The 18,599-nt window shown below is 71.3% G+C and carries 21 protein-coding genes and 3 tRNA genes; 5 read left to right on the top strand and 19 right to left on the bottom strand.

The window, feature by feature from the left end:
• Positions 1-2 precede the first annotated feature (2 nt).
• From bcp to cspE, 10 genes are all read right to left on the bottom strand, one after another.
• Positions 3-479, bottom strand: coding sequence for a thioredoxin-dependent thiol peroxidase (gene bcp, locus GPA03_RS13545; protein WP_156252517.1), 477 nt, complete (start codon positions 477-479; stop codon positions 3-5).
• 75 nt (positions 480-554) lie between these two features.
• Entirely contained in the window at positions 555-899 is a 345-nt protein-coding gene (locus tag GPA03_RS13550; RefSeq protein ID WP_241681292.1) for an SRPBCC family protein, read from the bottom strand.
• 288 nt (positions 900-1,187) lie between these two features.
• Entirely contained in the window at positions 1,188-2,147 is a 960-nt protein-coding gene (locus tag GPA03_RS13555; protein WP_156252519.1) for a zinc-binding dehydrogenase, read from the bottom strand.
• Between the two features lie 57 nt (positions 2,148-2,204).
• Positions 2,205-3,314 (bottom strand): hypothetical protein, encoded by a 1,110-nt coding sequence (locus GPA03_RS13560; protein WP_156252520.1) that lies wholly within the window; start codon positions 3,312-3,314, stop codon positions 2,205-2,207.
• 76 nt (positions 3,315-3,390) lie between these two features.
• The gene (locus tag GPA03_RS13565) at positions 3,391-4,056 is read right to left on the bottom strand and encodes a response regulator (RefSeq protein WP_156252521.1); all 666 of its coding nucleotides are present in this window, start codon (positions 4,054-4,056) and stop codon (positions 3,391-3,393) included.
• Positions 4,053-5,255: a sensor histidine kinase gene (locus GPA03_RS13570; protein ID WP_162458369.1), complete on the bottom strand. Its 1,203-nt coding sequence runs from the start codon at positions 5,253-5,255 to the stop codon at positions 4,053-4,055. Before GPA03_RS13570 ends, GPA03_RS13565 begins: the two co-directional genes overlap by 4 nt.
• Before the next feature lie 71 nt (positions 5,256-5,326).
• Positions 5,327-6,331, bottom strand: coding sequence for a type I glyceraldehyde-3-phosphate dehydrogenase (gene gap / locus GPA03_RS13575; protein ID WP_156252523.1), 1,005 nt, complete (start codon positions 6,329-6,331; stop codon positions 5,327-5,329).
• A complete protein-coding gene (locus GPA03_RS13580) occupies positions 6,328-6,936 on the bottom strand; it encodes a TetR/AcrR family transcriptional regulator (RefSeq protein ID WP_156252524.1) in 609 nt (202 codons plus the stop codon). Before GPA03_RS13580 ends, gap begins: the two co-directional genes overlap by 4 nt.
• Positions 6,937-7,088: 152 nt before the next feature.
• Positions 7,089-8,525 (bottom strand): argininosuccinate synthase, encoded by a 1,437-nt coding sequence (gene argG, locus GPA03_RS13585; RefSeq protein WP_156252525.1) that lies wholly within the window; start codon positions 8,523-8,525, stop codon positions 7,089-7,091.
• A 280-nt stretch (positions 8,526-8,805) separates the two neighbouring features.
• Positions 8,806-9,009, bottom strand: a complete 204-nt coding sequence (cspE, locus tag GPA03_RS13590; protein ID WP_156252526.1) for a transcription antiterminator/RNA stability regulator CspE — start codon at positions 9,007-9,009, stop codon at positions 8,806-8,808.
• 250 nt (positions 9,010-9,259) lie between these two features.
• On the opposite strand from cspE, the gene GPA03_RS13595 reads away from it, so the two are divergent.
• The 3 genes from GPA03_RS13595 to GPA03_RS13605 are packed head-to-tail and all read left to right on the top strand — an operon-like array spanning position 9,260 to position 11,174.
• Positions 9,260-9,949, top strand: coding sequence for a YceI family protein (locus tag GPA03_RS13595; protein ID WP_156252527.1), 690 nt, complete (start codon positions 9,260-9,262; stop codon positions 9,947-9,949).
• Positions 9,946-10,467: a sigma-70 family RNA polymerase sigma factor gene (locus GPA03_RS13600; protein WP_156252528.1), complete on the top strand. Its 522-nt coding sequence runs from the start codon at positions 9,946-9,948 to the stop codon at positions 10,465-10,467. Before GPA03_RS13595 ends, GPA03_RS13600 begins: the two co-directional genes overlap by 4 nt.
• Positions 10,464-11,174, top strand: a complete 711-nt coding sequence (locus tag GPA03_RS13605) for an anti-sigma factor family protein (protein ID WP_156252529.1) — start codon at positions 10,464-10,466, stop codon at positions 11,172-11,174. Before GPA03_RS13600 ends, GPA03_RS13605 begins: the two co-directional genes overlap by 4 nt.
• Positions 11,175-11,250: 76 nt before the next feature.
• On the opposite strand, the gene GPA03_RS13610 is transcribed toward GPA03_RS13605, so the two are convergent.
• The 3 genes from GPA03_RS13610 to GPA03_RS13620 form a co-directional block, all read right to left on the bottom strand.
• Positions 11,251-11,326 (bottom strand) — tRNA-Lys (locus GPA03_RS13610).
• Positions 11,327-11,403: 77 nt separating this feature from the next.
• Positions 11,404-11,844 (bottom strand): SRPBCC family protein, encoded by a 441-nt coding sequence (locus tag GPA03_RS13615; protein WP_156252530.1) that lies wholly within the window; start codon positions 11,842-11,844, stop codon positions 11,404-11,406.
• Positions 11,841-12,182 carry an ArsR/SmtB family transcription factor gene (locus GPA03_RS13620; protein WP_156252531.1) on the bottom strand — a complete coding sequence of 114 codons (342 nt, stop codon included), beginning with the start codon at positions 12,180-12,182 and terminating at the stop codon, positions 11,841-11,843. Before GPA03_RS13620 ends, GPA03_RS13615 begins: the two co-directional genes overlap by 4 nt.
• 65 nt (positions 12,183-12,247) lie before the next feature.
• On the opposite strand from GPA03_RS13620, the gene GPA03_RS13625 reads away from it, so the two are divergent.
• On the top strand, positions 12,248-13,198 hold the full coding sequence (locus GPA03_RS13625) for an ATP-grasp domain-containing protein (RefSeq protein WP_156252532.1): 951 nt from the start codon (positions 12,248-12,250) through the stop codon (positions 13,196-13,198).
• 241 nt (positions 13,199-13,439) lie between these two features.
• Here the strand turns inward: GPA03_RS13625 and GPA03_RS13630 are convergent, their stop codons facing one another.
• From GPA03_RS13630 to GPA03_RS13650, 5 genes are all read right to left on the bottom strand, one after another.
• Positions 13,440-13,715, bottom strand: coding sequence for a metal-sensitive transcriptional regulator (locus GPA03_RS13630; protein WP_156252533.1), 276 nt, complete (start codon positions 13,713-13,715; stop codon positions 13,440-13,442).
• Between the two features lie 26 nt (positions 13,716-13,741).
• Positions 13,742-15,475, bottom strand: coding sequence for an FAD-dependent oxidoreductase (locus GPA03_RS13635; RefSeq protein WP_156252638.1), 1,734 nt, complete (start codon positions 15,473-15,475; stop codon positions 13,742-13,744).
• 249 nt (positions 15,476-15,724) lie between these two features.
• A tRNA-His gene (locus tag GPA03_RS13640) sits at positions 15,725-15,800 on the bottom strand.
• Between the two features lie 82 nt (positions 15,801-15,882).
• Positions 15,883-16,512: an oligoribonuclease gene (orn, locus tag GPA03_RS13645; RefSeq protein WP_206673568.1), complete on the bottom strand. Its 630-nt coding sequence runs from the start codon at positions 16,510-16,512 to the stop codon at positions 15,883-15,885.
• A 47-nt stretch (positions 16,513-16,559) separates the two neighbouring features.
• Positions 16,560-17,321 carry an HAD-IIA family hydrolase gene (locus GPA03_RS13650; RefSeq protein WP_206673569.1) on the bottom strand — a complete coding sequence of 254 codons (762 nt, stop codon included), beginning with the start codon at positions 17,319-17,321 and terminating at the stop codon, positions 16,560-16,562.
• Positions 17,322-17,457: 136 nt separating this feature from the next.
• On the opposite strand from GPA03_RS13650, the gene GPA03_RS13655 reads away from it, so the two are divergent.
• Positions 17,458-18,276, top strand: a complete 819-nt coding sequence (locus GPA03_RS13655; protein WP_156252536.1) for a TIGR03619 family F420-dependent LLM class oxidoreductase — start codon at positions 17,458-17,460, stop codon at positions 18,274-18,276.
• Between the two features lie 223 nt (positions 18,277-18,499).
• On the opposite strand, the gene GPA03_RS13660 is transcribed toward GPA03_RS13655, so the two are convergent.
• Positions 18,500-18,572, bottom strand: a tRNA-Arg gene (locus tag GPA03_RS13660).
• Between the last annotated feature and the right edge of the window lie 27 nt (positions 18,573-18,599).

Here is an 18,599-nt window from a genome sequence, read left to right on the forward strand (position 1 = left end):
CGTCAGTCGACGCCGAGGTCCCGGCGGAGCTTGGCCACGTGCCCGGTCGCCTTGACGTTGTACTGGGCGAGAGCGACGGTCCCATCGGGGTTGACCACCACGGTGGAGCGGATGACGCCCACGTAGGTCTTGCCGTAGTTCTTCTTCTCGCCCCACGCGCCCCACGCCTCGAGGACCTGGTGCTCGGGGTCGCTCAGCAGCGGGAAGGTCAGGCGTTCGTCGGCCACGAACTTGGCCAGCTTGGCCTGCTCGTCGGGCGAGATCCCGACGACTGCGTAGCCGTGCGCGGTCAGCGGCGCCAACGAGTCGCGGAAGTCGCAGGCCTCCTTGGTGCATCCCGGGGTGCCGGCGGCCGGGTAGAAGTAGACGATGACGCCCTTGGAGGCCGTGGCGAGCAGGTTGCTGAGGTCGACGGTGGTGCCGTCGGAGGCGGTCAGGCTGAAGGTGGGCGCGTCGGCGCCGACGTCGAGTCGAGGCATGTGCCCACTGTAGGTCCGCCTCGGCGGCCAGCCCCGCCCGGACGGCTACGGTGGCGCCCGGGCGAGACTGTCAGGCTAGGCCATGGCTCCGAGACGGTCGAGAGCAGCGGCCCACCGCGCCTCGTAGGCGGACCGGTCCTCGACGCCATGATGCTGCAGATCGAGCCGGGTCCCGGCGTCCTCGGGCTGCAGGTCGAGCTCGACCAGCGTGGCGGGGGCATCGGGCGTCTCGTGCCAGGACCAGCGCAGCTGTTCCTGCGGGTGGAAGCTGCGCAGCACGCCGCTGGGGCCGTCCTTGCTGCGCCACGGCTCGCCTTTCCCGGCGAACCTCGCGCCTGGTCCCAGCAGTGCCCGCGCGCCGGCGGGGCTGAGGATCCTGTCCCATACCTGTGCGATCGGGGCCGTGATCGTGCGGCTCACACGGGCGCTCGGCACCTGCGGTTCATCATGTTCGGGGCTGGTCTCGGCTGCGCCCATGCAGGCTTCCCATCCAAAGCTTGGACGCCTCGGCCGAGCGCCGAGGCGCACCCCTTATTCCACCACCATCGGTGCTCGCGCGTCAGCGGTTCCGACGGCGGATCGTGGTTCGGCAGTCCGCTCGCCGTGGTCGGTGGGGCGGTACAGCGCCGACATCACGCCGATCGCCGGGCGCCCAGCCCAGCCCAGCACCAGCGCGAGCGCGGCCTGTGCGCCGGTCGAGTCCAGCGATCAGATCGCGCGCGGGTGGTCCACACGGAACACCACGCGCCCCGAGTCCCGAGGTGCTCCGTGCTGGACCCAGGTCGCGAGCTCGGTCCACGGGCGGGCGTCGATGTCGCCGATCTGCAGCTGCCGGTCTGCGGCGAGCCAGGCCATCTCGTCGGCCAGGTGCGGTTCCGCTCCGAGGAAGAAGGTCGTGATGCTCCGGTCGGCCGTCGTGGGGTCGGCGACGAAGGCCCCATAGGGGAAGCGCTCGTCGGCTCCGGCTGCGTGGCCCAGCGCGATGGCCGTCGCCCCGGGCTCCAGCAGCGCGAAGGCGTCGACCAGGTGCTGCCCGCCGATCATGTCGATCGCACCGTGAACGCGGGAGCCGACCGAGGCGGGCGTCGTGTGCGTCTCGTGCGCACCGAGACGACGGAGGGCCTCGTGCTGGCGCTCGTCACGAGCGACCGCCACGACCCAGGCGCCCGAACGTGCCGCGAGCTGGACCGCGAACCTGCCGACCGCACTCGTCGCACCGACGACGAGGAGGCGCCGGCCGAGGACCGATCCGAACCTGCGCACGGCGCGCAGCGCGGTCGTCGCGGGCACCGGGAGCGTCGCGAGCCGCTCCCAGGGTGTGTCGGTGGAGGTCGCGGCGGTCATCGCGTGCGGCACCGCGCGCCGCTGGGCCCAGCCGCGGGCGCTGAGCCCGAGGAAGATCACGCGCTCGCCCGCCGCCGGGCCGTGTCCGTCAGCTGCGGGCTCGAGCACGACTCCGCTGCCGTCCCACCCCGGGATCGCTCCCGGCGGGGCCGCTGCGAGGGCCGCGATGTCGCCAGGATTGGGTGCGAACGCCTCGACGCGCACCAGCACCTCGTGCGGCAGCGGCGCGGGTTCGGGCACCTCGCGAAGGGTCAGTCCTCCCGGGGAGCCGGGGGTGGTCGTCCATGCCAGCATGCTGAGCCCGTCCGTCTCGATGTTCGTCACTGATCAGCCAACCGATGACGGCGTGCGCCCATTCCACGGCGGGCTCCGCAGACCCGGTCATGCGGCGGGCAGGGTGGCGCCCGCCCGCCGGCGCAGCACGTATGCCCAGGTGGCCACCGCGAGCGCGATGCTCCACACGGGCCACAGGAACGTGACGCCGATCGCCGCCCAGTTGCTGGCGAGCTCCCCGATGCTCGCGATACCGATGCGTCCCACCGCCGCGACGATCATCGAGACACCGGCCGGGAGGATCAGTGCCGCAACGATCGAGGCGGGGACGACCGCGAGACCGACAGGAACATCCCTGCCGCCCAGACCGGGGAGCCAGGCCCAGAACCGCTCACCCCAGGGGCGCACCAGCCCGACGGTCAGGATGCTGCCCACCAACGCGCCCCCGGCCAGGATCAAGCCGTTGTTGATCTCGCCGCCGGTGGCCTCGTATGCCTCGACGTCGAACCCGAGTGGGAAGCCCAGCACCCACGCGATGCGGGTCGCCGCGTAGAGCAGCGGGACCGCGACGGCGACGGCGACCGCTGTCCGGCCCCATCGCGCTGCCGCCGCAGGTTGCTGCCACCGGGGCAGCGACGCCGTGCCCCGCTGGGCGTCGACGGCGTGAATGGTCGCCACGACCGTCACGATCGCCACGCCGCTGACCGCGAGCTGGGAACCGAGCTCGACCGCCGGGATGCTCGCCAAGATCTCGCGCCACTGCGCCGAGAACAACGACCCGATCAGCACCGCGGGCAGGTATCCGACGAATGCGAGCGGGTTCGCGTCACACGCCGCCGCGAGCGCGCCGACGCCGACCGCCGGCGTGCCGATCACCAGCGCGGCACGAGCCGCGCTCCGACCGGGCCGCGCAGGCTGCCGCCCGCCGGCGCGAGCGATCGCGCCCAGGGCGAGCAGCCCGGCGCACACGAGCGCAGCCGCAGCCGCGAGCAGCAACGAGACCTGCGCAGCGGGCAGTCCCATGGTGAGCGAGCCCGACGGATACGTCTCGCTCGAGGTGGTGCCGTGACCGGTCAGCCCGGCGATCAGGGCGCCGAGCCCGCCTGTCGCCGCGGCGACCGCACCGGCGGTGGTCCAGCGTGTGGCGCGCCGGACCCGTGCGTGCAGGTCCGCACGGTCGCGGCCCTGCTGGGATGAGGTGATCTGTTCGGTGTCCATGGCTCCAGCCTTCGCTGATGCCGTGCCGTGCGGATCCCGCCGCCGAGCCAACCGGCTCACCCGGGCGGGGGAGCGCTCAGAGCCCGGAGACGGCGTCGCTGAACCCGGACTCGTACGCGAAGATCGCGGCCTGCATCCGGTCCCGCGCCCCGAGCTTGCCGAGGACGTTCGCCACGTGGGTCTTGACGGTCTCCACCCCGAGCCACAGCTCGCCGGCGATCTCGGCGTTGCTGCGCCCGGCGGCCAGCAGCCGCAGCACCTCGCGCTCGCGGTCGGTCAGCCGATCGAGGAGCTTCTCATGGTGAGCCCGCTGCGGGCGGGCGTCGCCGACCAACCGGCGCACCGCCGTCGGGAACAGCACGGCGTCCCCGCGTGCCACCACCCGCACGGCCTCGCGGATCTGCTCCGGGTCGGCGCGCTTGAGCAGGAACCCGGCCGCGCCGGCGCGCAGGGCGTCGAGCACGTAGTCGTCGGCCGAGAACGTCGTGACCACGAGCACCCGGGTGGCAGGGTTGCGCTGCAGGATGCGTTCGGTGGCGGCGATGCCGTCGAGGCTCGGCATGCGCACGTCCATGAGCACCACGTCGGGAGTGTGCTCGGCTGCGGCCGCCACCCCGGCCACGCCGTCGTCGGCCTCGGCCACCACCTCGATCGCCGGGTCGGCGAGGAGGATCGCGCGCAAGCCGCTGCGCACGAGCGGCTCGTCGTCGACCAGGACCACCCGGATGGTCGGAGCGGTCATCTCGCCACCCCCGGGATCGTCAGTCGCACCCGCCAGCGATCGCCCACGGCGCCCGCCTCGAGCGAGGCGCCGATCAGTGCCGCGCGCTCCTTCATGCCGATCACTCCTCGCCCGCCCCCGGCGGCCCCCGGGGATGTCCCGACGGCGTTGCTCACCTCGAACGTGAGGCTCTCCTGCGCTCGCCGCCAGGTCACCTCGACGGGTCCGGTGCCGTGCCGCTGCCCGTTGACGACCGCCTCGGCGAGGACCTGGTACGCCTCTCGTGAGGTGAGGTCGTCGAGGCCGCCGACGGCCTCGGGGTCGCCGGTCAGCCGGACCGTGCTCGTGCCCAGGTCCGCCAGATCGGCGAGGGTGGGCTGCGGCCCGGGTGCCCGCGCGCCGTCGTCCTCCTCGCGCAGGACCGCGAGGCTGCGGTCGAGATCGGCCATCGCGGAGCGGCCCACGCGCGCGATCTCGGCCAGTGCCGCACGTGCGGCCGGCTCGTCGCGGCCCAGTGCCGCCTCGGCCACGCTCGCCTGCATGGTGGTGATCGCGAGCGCGTGGCCCACGCCGTCGTGAAGCTCACGAGCGATCCGGTTGCGTTCGGCGAGGACCTGCCGCTCGTGTCGCTCCGCCTGCTCGCGGGCGCTCGCGCTGGGCCCGAGCAGCGGGACGGCGAGCGCCCGCATCAATGCCCGCCCCAGGAGGGCGAGCAGCGGCAGCGCGCACGCGATCAGGACGGCGAGCGGGACACCCCAGGCGCCGAGAGCCGGGGCGCTGACCCGGAAGCCGTCGCCGCGGGTGCCCACGGCCCAGCCGACGAGGGCGACCGCGTAGGGGATGCCGGCGAGCAGGGCCACCACGGCCACGCCGCCGGCGATGAGGTGCGCGACGAAGAACCCGGCGGATCTCAGCCGGTCGTCCCAGGTGAGCTGCGCCGTCGGGCCGGCGAGGTCGAGGTCGAGGAGGCTCCTGGCGGCCGCGACGCTGACGTCCCGCACCGGCGCCAGCAGCGGTGGCGCGAGCGCGAGCGGCACCGCGATGACGGTGAGGGCAATGGTGAGCCCGAGCGGGACGGCCGGGGCCGAGCGCGCGAGCTGGACCAGGCCCGCGGCCAGGATCACGTAACCGGCCGCGAGGATCCCGCCCAGCACGAGGTGCACGCCGCCCTGCACGGAGTGCGAGAGCAGCGTGAGCAGCCGCGATCGGGTGGGGGTCACGGGGACCATGCTGCCGGATCGCTCCGCCCGGCGGATCCCCGCGGCGGGGGAGCCGCCGGGCGTGCTGGGGCTCAGAGTGCGGCGGCGACCCGCTCGGAGAACTCCACGAGGCGGTTCGAGAACCCCCACTCGTTGTCGTACCAGCCGTGCACCTTGACGTGCGTCCCGACGGCCTGGGTCAGCGGGGCGTCGAAGATCGAGGAGTGCGGGTTGCCCACGATGTCCGCGGAGACCAGCGGCGCCTCCGAGTACTGCAGGTAGCGCTGCAGCCGCGGCGAGGCGGCGGCCTCGGCGAACGCGGCGTTGACCTCCTCGACACCAGCGGCGCGCTGGAGCACGACCGTGAGATCGGTGATCGAGCCGACGGGTACCGGGACCCGCATGGCGGCACCGGTCAACCGCCCTTCGAGCTCGGGCATCACCTTGCCGATCGCCTTCGCCGCGCCGGAGGAGGCCGGGATGATCGAGACGGCAGCGGCTCGGGCGCGGCGCAGATCGGAGTGCGGCGCGTCGTGGAGGCGCTGGTCGCCCGTGTAGGCGTGCACGGTCGTCATCAGACCGGACTCGATGCCGAACGCCTCGTGCAGCACCTTCGCGAGCGGGGCGAGGGAATTCGTGGTGCAGGAGCCGTTGGAGAACACGTCGTGGCTGTCCACGTCGAGCTGGTCGTCGTTCACACCGAGGACGAACGTGGGGACGTCGCCCTTCGCGGGCGCGGAGACGACGACCTTCCTGGCGCCTCCCTGCAGGTGGGCGGCCGCCGCGGCGCCGTCGGTGAAACGTCCCGTGGACTCGATGATCACGTCGGCGCCCACGTCGCCCCAGGGGATCGCCGCCGGGTCGGGCTGGGCGAGGACGGTGATGCGCTTGTCGCCGACGGTGATCGTGTCGCCGTCCACGGTGACGCCGTCGAGGTGACCCGAGACCGAGTCCCACTCCAGCAAGGTCGCCAGCGTGCGGGCGTCGGTCAGGTCGTTGACGGCGACCACCTCGAGGTCGGAGTCGGTGGCCAGCGCGGCGCGCAGGTAGCTGCGCCCGATCCGCCCGAAACCGTTGATGCCGATGCGTGCTGTCATGATGCTGTCTCTCTCTCGTCGGGGTGCTGGGATGCGGCCTCCCGCGGCGGTGCGGCCGCGCGGAGCAGGTCGAGCGCGCCGGCGCGGGCGTCGACGTCGGGCTGAGGGTCGCGCCGTGCGATCGCGAGCACGTAGCCGCCCTGCAGGACCGCCATGAGGGTGTGGGCGAGTCGCTCGGGGTCGATGTCGGCGCGCAGCTCGTGGGCATCCACGGCCTCGCGCAGGACCCGCACCCAGGTGCTGTGGACCTCGGTGAAGACGCGCGCCACCGGCGCGAGCAGCACCGGGTCCTCGCGCACCTGCGGGTCCTGGGTCATCCGGCCGACCTTGCAGCCCTTGAGGGACTCGCGCGCCCGCATCAGGTGGGCCTCGATCCGGGCCATCGGGCTCCCCGGCCCGTCGAGCGCGGAGGTGGACGGCATGAGGTCGGCGATGTTGCGCTCGAGCGCAGCGACGCCGAGATCGCGCTTGCTGGGGAAGTGGTGGTACATGCTGCCCTGGCCCACGCCCGAGCGTTCACGCACCTCACGCGGGCTCGCATCCGCGTAGCCGCGCTCCCACATCAGCTCGCTCATCGCCTCGACGAGGCGGTCGCGTGAGGTCATGGGACGAGAGTATACCTACCTCTAGGTACAGTCGGCTCGCACCGGTGTCGACGGCGCAGCTGGACTGCCTGGAACGCCAGTGCCCGCGCGCGGCCAGCCCGGGAAGCCAGGGTTCGCTGCGGTGGCGAGCCCTGGGGCACCGGGCCAGGAGATCAGTCGGTGCCGGACTCCATGGCCGCGGCGTCGAGAGCGTCGTCGATCGCGTCGACGTCACCGAGGTTGGGGTTGGCGGCGATCGTCTCGCCACCGCCTGCGGGGAGCGTGCCGAGCAGTGTGCCGTGCTCGACGAGGAGCTGGCCCTGGTCGTGCGGCTGGGTCGCATACAGCTCGAGCTTGCTGCGCGAGTCGGCGATGTCGAGGTTGCGCATCGTCAGCTGACCGATGCGGTCGGTCGGGCCGAACGCGGCGTTCTCCGTGCGCTCCATCGAGAGCTTGTCCGGGTGGTACGAGAAGTTCTCGCCGCGCGTGTCGACGATCGTGTAGTCGTCGCCGCGGCGGAGCCGGATCGTCACCTGACCGGTGACGACCGAGGCCACCCAGCGCTGCACCGACTCGCGGACCATGAGCGACTGCGGGTCGAGCCAGCGGCCCTCGTAGAGGAGGCGACCGAGCCGCCGGCCGTCGTGGTGGTAGCTGGCGATCGTGTCCTCGTTGTGGATGGCGTTGAGCAGGCGCTCGTAGGCGATGTGCAGCAGCGCCATGCCGGGAGCCTCGTAGATGCCGCGGGACTTGGCCTCGATGATCCGGTTCTCGATCTGGTCGGACATGCCGAGCCCGTGCCGGCCACCGATCGCATTGACCTCGTGCACGAGTGCGACGGCGTCCGGGTAGTCCACGCCGTTGATGGCGACCGGGCGGCCACGGAGGAAGGTGATGGTGACGTCCTCGCTCGCGATCGCGACGTCGTCGCGCCAGAAGGGCACGCCCATGATCGGCTCGACGGTCTCCAGCGAGGTGTCGAGGTGCTCCAGGGTCTTCGCCTCGTGGGTGGCGCCCCAGATGTTGGCGTCGGTGGAGTAGGCCTTCTCGGCGCTGGCCCGGTAGGGCAGGTCGCGCGCAGTGAGCCACTCGCTCATCTCCTGGCGGCCGCCGAGCTCGGTGACGAAGTCGGCGTCGAGCCAGGGCTTGTAGATCCGCAAGCTCGGGTTCGCGAGCAGCCCGTAGCGGTAGAACCGCTCGATGTCGTTGCCCTTGAAGGTGGAGCCGTCGCCCCAGATGCTGACGTCGTCGTCGGCCATGGCCCGCACGAGCAGGGTGCCGGTGACAGCGCGGCCCAGGGGAGTGGTGTTGAAGTACGTCTTGCCGCCGCTGCGGATGTGGAAGGCGCCGCAGGCGATGGCGGACAGCCCCTCCTCCACGAGCGCGCTCCGGCAGTCCACCAGGCGGGCGATCTCGGCGCCGTACTGGCCGGCGCGGTCCGGCACGGTGTCGATCTCGGGCTCGTCGTACTGGCCGAGGTCGGCGGTGTACGTGCAGGGCACAGCGCCCTTCTCACGCATCCACGCGACCGCGACGGACGTGTCGAGACCACCGGAGAAGGCGATGCCGATGCGCTCACCGGCGGGCAGGGACGTCAGAACCTTGGACACAATGAGAAAATATACAGCCTCCTGAATATGGCTGCAGCATCGTCACGGTGTCGCCTCGCTCACAGGGGGAGCGCGGCGGAGTGCGTGGCGGGCGTTGCGGAGGTGACCTCAACGGCACGTGGTGCAACGGGCAGTGCTGCCGGCGTTGCGGAAGTGACCCCAACGGCACGTGCGGCAACGGGCTGGGCCGCCCGGACGCCGTCGGGAAAGGCAAACGCGCACCCCGCCGAAGCGGGATGCGCGTTGCGAGGACCCTTGCGGGTCAAGTCAGAGCAGTTGCTCAGACGGCGCGGATGTCCTGCGCCTGCGGGCCCTTGGGGCCCTGGGTGATCTCGAACTCCACCTTCTGGTTCTCCTCGAGCGAGCGGTAGCCGCTGCCGGAGATGGCGGAGAAGTGCGCGAACACGTCGGCACCGCCGTCGTCAGGGGTGATGAAGCCGAAGCCCTTTTCGGCGTTGAACCACTTCACGGTTCCGAGGGTCATGATGTCTCCTTCAAAGATCTGCCGCACCTCTTGCCGGTACGGCTGCCACGGTGAGTCGTCCGTCAGATCTCGAAAGAAAGCACCCGGCCATCGGAATGGTTGGGCGCCGGTAAGACGTCGATGCACTGCAACTTCAGGAACAAGCGTAGCCGAGGTTCGCCGGTTTCGCGAGGGTTGATCTTCCAGCTGAACCGATCGGCGTCCCGTCTCGTCTCTGCAGTGTGCGAAACATCGACGACGGGGGATGCTCATGAGCAAGCGCACCAAGGTACTGACAGGGCTGGCGATCGGGGCGGTGGTGCTCGTCATCGTTGTGCTCGTGGGATCCCGGCTCTACGGCAACTGGGTGAACAGCAACGCCGAGGCGGCGCCCACGCTGGGAGGGTCGTCCGAGACCGCCCAGGCGTCGTCGTCGGACCAGGATGGCCCCGGTGAGGTGGACGGCGAGTACACGGTGGGCCCCGGCAGCTACGCCGGCTACCGGGTCGACGAGGTCCTCAACGGGCAGGATGTGACCGTGACCGGGCGGACCGAGGATGTCAGCGGGTCGGTGACCATCGCCGACGGCACGCTCACGGCGGGCACCATCGAGGTCGACCTGACCACGGTCGCCACGCCTGAGTCGCAGCGCGATGCGTACTTCCGCTCGGAGGCCCTGGAGACCGATGAGTTCCCGACGGCGACCTTCGAGCTGACCGAGCCGGTCGCCGTCGCGCTCGACGGCGGTGATGTCGCGCTCGTGGGCGATCTCACCATCCACGGGGTCACCCAGGCCGTGACGATCACGGCCCAGGCGGGCACGAACGGTGACGCGTTGCAGGTCGTGGGGTCCGTGCCGATCACCTTCGCGGACTACGACGTGCAGGCGCCGGACCTCGGGTTCGTCGTCGTCGAGGAGGAGGGCGCGATCGAGTTCAGCCTGGAGCTGGCGGCGGGGTGAGCAGCCGCCCGGGCCTTGACGGGGACGCCGATGCGCTGCTGACCGCGGTGCACGCGTCGTTCGGCGCGGACCTGCACAGGTACGTGGCGGCGATGATCGACCATGCCAGGGCGGCCGATGTGGTGCAGGAGACGCTGCTGCGGGCGTGGCGCCATCCGGACGTGCTCACGCGGCCCGAGGGCTCGGTGCGTGCCTGGTTGTTCACGGTGGCCCGGAACCTCGTCATCGACGAGGCCCGCAGCGCGCACCGGCGCCGCGAGCTCACCACCGACGAGATGCCGGAACCCGGGGTCGGCGACCGTACCCAAGAGGTGCTGGACGCGTGGTTGGTCGCGGATGCGCTGGTCGAGCTGTCGGCCGAGCACCGCGCGGTGGTGGTCGGCTCGTACTACCGCGGTCGGTCCGTCGCCGAGCTGAGCCGCGAGCTGGACATCCCGCCGGGCACCGTGAAGTCCCGGCTTCACTACGGGCTTCGCGCCATGCGCCTGGCGCTGCAGGAGAGAGGAGTCACCTCGTGAGCGAGGACAGGTACCGGGAGTGGGACGCGGCCTACGTGGTCGGTGCGCTCAGCTCGTCCGAGCGGCGCGAGTTCGAGCGCCACGTCGCCGGCTGCGACGCCTGTCGCGAAGCCGTCTCCGAGCTCGCGGGCATGCCCGCGGTGCTCTCGGAGCTGACCCGGGAGCAGGCGGTCGCCCTGGCTCCGCCGGGGATGCCCGACGGCGATCGCTCGGGTGGGGCGCAGGTGGTGCCGATCGCCTCGCTCGCTCGGGCCGCTGCGCGGGGGCGGAAGCGGCGCCGGCTGTGGCAGGCGGCGGCTGCCGTCGGGCTGGTCGCGGCCGGCGGGGTCGGGGGCGTGACGCTGAGCGAGGTGGGTGGCGGCGCCGACGCCGCCGTGACGGCTGTCACGCTGGAGCCCGTGGACGGCAGCGAGGTGAGCGCGGACCTGATGCTCACGCCGTCCACCTGGGGGACCCGGATGGAGTGGTCCTGCTCGTACGCCAGTCGCGGCGGCGGCGCGGGGCCTTCCGCGGGTGTCTACACCCTGGTGCTGATCGACGACGACGGCACCCGGACCGTGGCGGCCACCTGGAGCGCCGACGGCGGTGAGCACGCCAGCGGCCTGCTCGCCTCATCGGCCATCGGCGTCGACGACATCAGCAGGATCGAGCTCGGTGTCGAGGGCGTCGACGTCGTGCTGGCGGCCGCGGACCTCTCCGACGTCTGATCGAGGTCTCGGCGCGGCCGCAGGCCAGGTGTGCGAAAGGCCCGCTACCGGAGTTCGCGCTGGTAGCGGGCCTTCGTGGTACACCCCCTGGGACTCGAACCCAGAACCCAGTGATTAAGAGTCACTTGCTCTGCCAATTGAGCTAGAGGTGCTTGCCGACGAACAAGTCTAGCGCACCTCCACAGGGTGGTCGGCAGCCGCAGGAGTGGTCGTGGCCACACTCTGACCGTCAGGCCGAGAGGTGCCGGGGAAGGCGGTCGAGGCAGTCGTTCCAGCCCTGCTCGGCGCCGCCGTCGGCGATGTGGGCGGTCGAGGTGTGCCGCACGGTGACCTCGGTGCCCTGCCCTCTCGGGGAGAAGGTCACCTCGACCTCGTCGACGACGGGCTCGCCGTCGATCTCGGCGGGGGAGCCGTCGCTGATCCAGATCCAGGTCATCGCCAGCATCGAGGGTGGGGCGAGCGTGGTGAAGGTGCCGGTGACACCCATCCCGACGGCGGCGCTGTGGATCCGATATGTGCCACCTTCGCGCGGGTCGAGGTCATAGGTGGTGTCCGGCCACTGCGGCCACCACCACTGTGCGAGCTCGACCGGATCGACCCAGGCCCGGAACGCGCGCTCGGGCCCGACGGGCACCTCCCGGACGATCGTGATCGTGGTGGTCTCGCTCATGGCGTGCTCCCATCGGGTGAGGCTTGGCTGTGCAGGTGCGCTGCGTACCGGTCGAGGTGGTTCGCCCAGAACAGCCGGGTACGGGTGGCCCACTCGACCAGCATCTCGAGGCTGCCTGGCACGAGGCTGACCGTGACCACCCGGCCATCCTTGACGCGGGTGACCAGGCCGCCGTCGACCAGGCGATCGAGGTGCTTGAGCACGGCCGGCACGCTCACGCTCAGGTGGGCAGCGAGGTCGGTCACGGACGCCGGGCCGGTCGCGAGTCGCTCGACGATGCGACGCCGTGGCTCGCTCGCGATCGCCGCCGCGGTGGCGTCCAGCGAGATAGCGGGCATGGTGTGACGGTAGCAGATACTTAACCAATCGGTAAGGTAATGCGGATCCCGGTACGGTTCGGTTTGTGCCCAAGCCTCATATCGCGCTCGTGACCTGCGCGGACCTGCCTGACCTGGAGCCCGAGGACCGGCCGCTGCTGGACGCCTTGCGAGAGCGCGACGCGGAGGTGAGCGTCGCCGTCTGGAACGACCCGGACGTGGACTGGAGCGCGTTCGACGGCTCGGTGCTCCGCTCGACCTGGGACTACACCGACAACTACGAGGCGTTCATCTCCTGGGCGCGATCGGTGCCGCGGCTGCTCAACCCGCCGAACGTGGTGCGCTGGAACTCCGACAAGCACTACCTGGAGCGGCTCGCCGCGCACGGCCTCGACGTCGTCGAGACCACGTGGCTCGAGCCCGACCGCAACTTCGACAAGCGGGCTCTGCACAACCGCTTCCCGGCGCGCGAGGACTTCGTGATCAAGCCCGCCATCTCGGCCGGCTCGAAGGACACGGGTCGCTACACGGCCACCGACGCCGACTCACGGCGGTATGCGATCGAGCACGCCGAGCGGCTGCTGAAGGCAGGCCGGTCCGTGATGGTGCAGCGATACATCCCCGAGGTCGACTCGGTCGGCGAGTCAGCGCTGATCTTCCTCCACGGCACGTTCTCGCACTCGGTGCACAAGGACGCGATGCTCGCGCCTGGCGACGACGACGTGGTCGACGGCCTCTACCGGCCCGAGAGCATGTCGCAGCACCAGGCGACCGACGCCGAGATCGAGGCCGCCCAGAACGTGCTCGCGTTCGCGCGCGCCCGTATCCCGGGCCGGAACCCCTCGAGCAGGCCCCTGCTCTACGCGCGGGTCGACCTCGTCACGCCGAGATCGGGCTCGCCGGTCCTGATGGAGCTCGAGCTCGTGGAGCCGTCGCTGTTCTTCTCGCTCGCCCCCGGCTCGCTCGAGCGCTTCGCCGACGCGATCCTCGCCGAGGTGCGGATGGGACCGGACACCCACAACATCGAGCTGGCCTGAGTCGGGCGCTCGAGGCGCGCGACCGCGCTCGGGAAGCGTGCGGTCAGCGTCCGAAGAGGCGCGAGAACAACCCGCCTGTGCTGGGCTCCTGAGAGGTGTCGTGACCGGGGCACCACTGGCCGGCGGGCACGGCACGCTTGACGTCGGCGATGTGCTGGCCACATCCCGCCCACGTCGTCTTGCCGCAGGTCTTGCAGGTGACGGGTCGACACATAGGTGGTTCTCCTTTGCTGGGGTTGTCTCAGGCGAGGGTGAGGAAGAGCTTCTCGAGCTCCTCGGTGGTGATGTCGTCGGCGCGGTTGGTGCCGTCGGGATCGGCGATGCAGTCCTTCATCGCGGAGGCGATGATCGCGAAACCGGCCCGGTCCAGGGCTGAGGAGACGGCGGCCAGCTGGGTGACCACATCCCGGCACGAGCCACCGCCGTCGACGGCGGCGATGACGGCGTCGAGCTGGCCGCGCGCGCGGCTGAGCCGGTTGCGGATGCGGCGTTGCGTCTCGAGATCACTGGTGGGCATGGGAGCTCCTGTTCGGGTCGTGAGGGTCAGACATGGGCGGGTTCTGCCGCTGTGGTCAGCACGCGGGAGGCATCGTGGCCGAGGGTGGCGCGCAGCGTGAGCGTGCCCCCGGAGAGAGACGCGGAGTCGAACCCCGCCTGCGTGAGGACGCGGTGCGCGATCGCCGACCGCACTCCGGAGGCGCACATCACCCGCACAGCGCGCTCGCCGGCGGCTGCGCGCACCTCGGCCAGGCGATCGCGCAGCTCGGTGTGGGGGATGTTCACCGCACCGGGCAGGTGCCCGGTGCTGAACTCGTCGCGGCTGCGCACGTCCAGGACCAGTGCTGAGCTGCGCACCTCGTCGAGCTCGTCGGGGTACCAGAGCCGCAGGGTGCCGTCGAGGACGTTCTGGCCGACCATCCCAACCAGGTTGATCGCGTCCTTGGCCTGCCCGTACGGCGGCGAGTAGGACAGATCGAGGTCGATTAGGTCGGCGACGACCATCCGGGACCGCATCGCCGTCGCGATCACGTCGATGCGCTTGTCGACGCCCTCGAGACCGACGGCCTGCGCGCCCAGCACCAGGCCGTCCCCGGCGCGGACGTGCACGCTCATGTGGATCTGCGCCGCGCCGGGGAAGTACCCGGCGTGCTGGTTCGGGTGCAGGTGCAGGGTCCGGTAGTCGATGCCGGTCTCGTCGAGCGCGGCGCGGTTCGCGCCGGTCATCGCCACGGTCAGCCGGCCCACCCGCACGATCGCGGTGCCCAGCGGCTGCGGGATCGGGCGAGCCCGGTCCGGTCGGAGGATGTCATCGGCCACGAGCCGGCCGGCGCGGTTCGCGGGTCCGGCGAGGGCGACCGGGCGTCGGATCCCCGTGACCGGGTCGATGCTGACGGTGGCGTCCCCGACGGCCCAGACGCCGTCGAGCGAGGTGCGGCCGTGCTCGTCCACGATGATCGCGCCGCGCTCGCACGCGACCCCGGCGTCCTCGAAGACCCGGGTGTCCGGTCGCACACCGGTCGCGAGCACGATGACATCGGCGCTCAGCTGCGTGCCGTCGTCGAGCACGACCGTGTCGGCATCCGCGCCGGAGATGATCCGCCGCGCGGCGGTGCCGGTGTGCACCTCGATCCCGATTCGGTTCAGCTCCTCGTCCACGAGCCAGGCGTTCTCGGCGTCGAGCGGGGGAAGCACATGGTCGGCGAGCTCGACCACGGAGGTGGACAGCCCCTGCTGGGCGAGCGCCTCGGCGGCCTCGAGCCCGATGAACCCGGCTCCCAGGACCACTGCGCGCGTCGCGCCCGCGTCGACGCGATCGCGCAGCGCTGTCGCATCCTCGACCGTGCGCAGCGTGCGCACTCGCGGGGAGTCGAGCCCCTCGATCGGTGGCCTGGCGGCGACCGCGCCGGGGGAGAGGACCAGGGCGTCGTACCCGAGCCGCTCCACGCCCTCAGGGGTGCTGACCACGACCTCGCGGGCGATCGGGTCCAGCCCGACGACGTCGTGCCGGGTGCGCACGTCCAGGTTCAGGGCCGCCCGCAGGCTCTCGGGTGTCTGCACGAGCAGCTGGTCGGCAGCGGCGATCTCGCCGCCGACGTAGTAGGGGAGGCCGCAGTTCGCGAACGACACGTGCTCGCCTCGATCGAGCACCACGATCTCGGCCGACTCCTCCAGCCGTCGCGCGCGGGCGGCGCAGCTCATGCCGCCGGCGACACCTCCGACGACGACGACGCGGCGGACCTGCTCCGCTCGGCGTGCCTGGGGGCGGGCGTCCGTCATCGCTGCGGGGGGCGTGTCCGGGATCGAGGGGTCTGGCGTGTTGTCCGACGTCGTCATGGGAACCCAGTATACCCCCCGGGGTATATGGTCGAGACGACGACCTCGTGTCCGGAGCGGCGCACGGCGTCGGGGGCACCTAGCCACCGCAGGTCCGATGTGTGCCTCCGCGCTAGCGAGGCCACAAGAAAGGCGAGGTCCAAGTCCCGACCAACGACCGTGCCGTTGCCCGAGGGCTTGAACCTCGCCTACTGGGGTGAGTAACGGGACTTGAACCCGCGACATCCGCGACCACAACGCGGCGCTCTACCAGCTGAGCTATACCCACCATGCGTGCTGTCCCAGGGTGCCTGGGCGGCAGCAGAGACCATTCTAACCATCGGATCGGGGTGCTGGGTACGTGCTCCTGCTCACGGCTGCAGCACCGTGGGGGATGCCAGGATGTCGGCCGCGACCTTCCGTGAGCTCGCCGAGTCCGGACCGGGCTCGGCGGGGAACAGCACGGCGCGGTAGTAGCGCAGCTCGTCGATGCTCTCGAGGATGTCGGCGAGCGCGCGGTGGCCGCCCGCCTTCTTCGGCGAGGCGAAGTACGCGCGCGGATACCAGCGGCGTGCGAGCTCCTTGATCGAGGACACGTCGATGATCCGGTAGTGCAGGTGCTCCATGAACGCCGGCATGTCCCGGTCCAGGAAGGTCTTGTCCGTGCCCACCGAGTTGCCCGCGAGGGGTGCCTTGCGCGGCTCCGGCACGAACTGCCGGACGTAGTCGAGCGCCTGCTGCTGCGCTTCCTCGAGCGTGATGCCGCCCGCGAGCTCATCGATCAAGCCCGAGGCGGCGTGCATCTCCTGGACGACCGGCAGCATCGTCTCGACGACGCCGGGTGGCGGCGCGATCACCAGGTCGATGCCGGGGCCGAGGGGCTTCAGCTCAGAGTCGGTGACGACGACGGCGATCTCCACCAGCGCGTCCTTGGTCAGGTCGAGCCCGGTCATCTCGCAGTCGACCCACACGATCGCATCCGTTGCACTCACGCGTGCCAGGGTAGTCACCGCGGGCGGCGCGCCCGGTCACGCGGACGGTGTGCTGGTCAGGCCGTTGCGCCGGGGTCGGAGGCCAGCGGCACCAGATCGGCGATCGAGTCGACCACCCGGGTGGGGCGGTACGGGTACAGCTCGATCTGGTGCGGCTTCGTGGAGCCGGTCTTGACCAGCACCGTGCGGAGCCCGGCCTCGAGCCCGCTGATGACGTCGGTGTCCATCCGGTCCCCGATCATGACCGTGGTCTCGGAGTGGGCTTCGAGCCGGTTCAGTGCCGAGCGCATCATCAGCGGGTTCGGCTTGCCCACGTAGTAGGGCTGCCTGTTGGTGGCGGTGCTGATGAGCGCGGCGACGCTGCCGGTGGCAGGCATGGTTCCGGCCAGACTCGGGCCGGTCGCGTCCGGGTTGGTCGCGATGAAGCGGGCCCCGCGCTCGATCAGCCGGATCGCCTTGGTGATCGCCTCGAAGGAGTATGTGCGGGTCTCGCCGAGCACCACGTAGTCGGGGTCGCGCTCGGTCATGACGTAGCCGACGTCGTGCAGCGCGGTGGCGAGGCCCGCCTCGCCGAGCACGAACGCGCTGCCGCCGGGACGCTGCTCGTCCAGGAACCGGGCGGTTGCCATGGCCGATGTCCAGATCGCGTCCTCGGGGACGGGGATGCCGCTGCGGCGCAACCGCACGGACAGGTCGCGTGCGGTGTAGATCGAGTTGTTCGTCAGCACGAGGAACTTGGCCTCCCGCTCGAGGAGGGCCGAGATGAACTCCGCGGCCCCGGGGATCGGGTCCTCCTCGTGCACGAGGACCCCGTCCATATCGGTCAGCCAGGTCTCGACAGGGCGTTCGTTGGTCACGAGGACATGGTCTCAGGTCTGCTCCGCCGCTGCTGGCGCTAGAGATCTCTCGACGGCGGCCGGAATGGCTCGGCGGGCCTCGGGGTTCGTGTCTCGTATGGAGCTCCAGGTAGTGCTGCCGAACGAGTCGCCCGCGATGCCCGTGAGGAGGCTCGTCGAGCTGGCGCGGGATGCCGAAGACCTCGGTTACTCGACGGCGTGGCTTCCGGATCACGTGCTCCCGCCAGGTGAGTACGGCGACACCTTCGGAGGGCTGTACGAGCCGCTGGTCACGATCGGCCACCTCAGTGCCGTGACGGAACGGCTGCGGTTCGGGACCTCCGTGCTGGTCGCCCCGCTTCGCAGCCCCTTCGTGCTCGCCAAGCAGGTGGCGACGCTGCAGGAGCTGTCGGCCGGGCGGGTCATCCTGGGGCTCGGGGTGGGCTGGAACCGGCCGGAGCTCGAGGCGGTCGGAGCCGATTACGGCAGCCGCGGAGCGGTCACCGACGACGCCATCGCCGTGATGACGCATCTGCTCAGCGGCGGAGCGGCGCCCTACCGGGGCCGGCGGTTCTCGTACGAGGAGGGCGTGTTCGGTCCTGTGCCGCAGCTGCCGGTCCCACTGATGATCGGAGGGAACAGCGACGCAGCGTTGCGGCGCGCTGCCCGGTACGGCGACATCTGGCAAGGGATCCCCAACGGCCCCGACCACTTCGCCGAACGAGCCCGCACGCTCGCAGACCTGGCTGGTGACCGCGAGGTCGCCGCCACGCTGCGGATCCAGTGGGAGGACGATGTCTCGGTTGGGCGGAAGGTCGACGAGATCGTCCGCTATCGCCAGGCAGGGGCTGCCAGCATCGCCGTGCACGTCGGCGACCACGATCGGGCAGGTGATCGGATGGCCGCGCTCGCCGAGGCGCTTGCCGACAGCGGGTGAGGCCACCGCGCCGCCGTCGTCATGGCGGGCCGCCTCGCTGGTTGGCTACGTGCCCCCGGCAGGCGCCGCCGTCGGCGACCGCTCCTTCGTCGTGGTCGCACTCGGCGGGCTCGTGGGTTGTCCCGTGCCCCCGGCAGGCGCCGCCGTCGGCGACCGCTCCTTCGTCGCGGCCGCGCTCCGGCTCCCATCGTCATGCCGGGCCGCCTCGTCGCGAGCTCCTCGGCGCCCCCGGCAGGACTCGAACCTGCAACCGACAGCTTAGAAGGCTGTTGCTCTATCCGTTGAGCTACGAGGGCATCGGCGGCGACCCCGAGAGGATCGCA

Source organism: Pseudactinotalea terrae (genome assembly GCF_009733845.1).
Taxonomy (GTDB): Bacteria; Actinomycetota; Actinomycetes; order Actinomycetales; family Beutenbergiaceae; genus Pseudactinotalea; species Pseudactinotalea terrae.

What these genes read in the sequence shown, in the direction of transcription:
- cspE (WP_156252526.1), bottom strand. Translation starts at nt 9,009, where the DNA reads ATGACCCTCGGAACCGTGAAGTGGTTCAACGCCGAAAAGGGCTTCGGC.
- GPA03_RS13635 (WP_156252638.1), bottom strand. Translation starts at nt 15,475, where the DNA reads ATGACGGACGCCCGCCCCCAGGCACGCCGAGCGGAGCAGGTCCGCCGC.
- GPA03_RS13560 (WP_156252520.1), bottom strand. Translation starts at nt 3,314, where the DNA reads ATGGACACCGAACAGATCACCTCATCCCAGCAGGGCCGCGACCGTGCG.
- bcp (WP_156252517.1), bottom strand. Translation starts at nt 479, where the DNA reads ATGCCTCGACTCGACGTCGGCGCCGACGCGCCCACCTTCAGCCTGACC.
- GPA03_RS13595 (WP_156252527.1), top strand. Translation starts at nt 9,260, where the DNA reads ATGAGCAAGCGCACCAAGGTACTGACAGGGCTGGCGATCGGGGCGGTG.
- gap (WP_156252523.1), bottom strand. Translation starts at nt 6,331, where the DNA reads ATGACAGCACGCATCGGCATCAACGGTTTCGGGCGGATCGGGCGCAGC.
- GPA03_RS13620 (WP_156252531.1), bottom strand. Translation starts at nt 12,182, where the DNA reads ATGCCCGCTATCTCGCTGGACGCCACCGCGGCGGCGATCGCGAGCGAG.
- GPA03_RS13655 (WP_156252536.1), top strand. Translation starts at nt 17,458, where the DNA reads ATGGAGCTCCAGGTAGTGCTGCCGAACGAGTCGCCCGCGATGCCCGTG.
- GPA03_RS13580 (WP_156252524.1), bottom strand. Translation starts at nt 6,936, where the DNA reads ATGACCTCACGCGACCGCCTCGTCGAGGCGATGAGCGAGCTGATGTGG.
- GPA03_RS13630 (WP_156252533.1), bottom strand. Translation starts at nt 13,715, where the DNA reads ATGCCCACCAGTGATCTCGAGACGCAACGCCGCATCCGCAACCGGCTC.
- GPA03_RS13565 (WP_156252521.1), bottom strand. Translation starts at nt 4,056, where the DNA reads ATGACCGCTCCGACCATCCGGGTGGTCCTGGTCGACGACGAGCCGCTC.
- GPA03_RS13650 (WP_206673569.1), bottom strand. Translation starts at nt 17,321, where the DNA reads ATGGACGGGGTCCTCGTGCACGAGGAGGACCCGATCCCCGGGGCCGCG.
- GPA03_RS13615 (WP_156252530.1), bottom strand. Translation starts at nt 11,844, where the DNA reads ATGAGCGAGACCACCACGATCACGATCGTCCGGGAGGTGCCCGTCGGG.